Source organism: Stenotrophomonas sp. SrG (genome assembly GCF_050031795.1).
GTDB lineage: Bacteria > Pseudomonadota > Gammaproteobacteria > Xanthomonadales > Xanthomonadaceae > Stenotrophomonas > Stenotrophomonas rhizophila_A.
In genome coordinates, this window is the sequence record NZ_JBNBBE010001480.1 from 1 (window position 1) to 234 (window position 234).

Annotated in this window: 1 pseudogene; it reads right to left on the minus strand. The window is 83.8% G+C overall.

Annotated elements, in window-relative coordinates:
* A pseudogene (gene sbcB / locus ACQG3P_RS24315) lies at nucleotides 1–234 on the minus strand (exodeoxyribonuclease I); the annotation flags it as partial.

The window sequence follows — 234 nt, forward strand, 5'->3', positions numbered from 1 at the left end:
CGCTGACCGTGGCGACGCGCTCGCCGCCGTACACCTGCCGTACCGGCGCGACCAGCGCCGGGCCGGCCGCGCGCCCGCGCGCGGCCGTGGCGTCCCCCGTGGGCACGTCGCTGCCCAGCCGGGCAGGGTCGGCCGGTCGCCGGTGGTGCCAGGCCAGCAGCGCCGGCACCGTGGTCTGGGGGACGGCCGTGAGCGGTGGGCGCGGGTCGCGTGCGGCCGGGGCGGGGGCGCGCG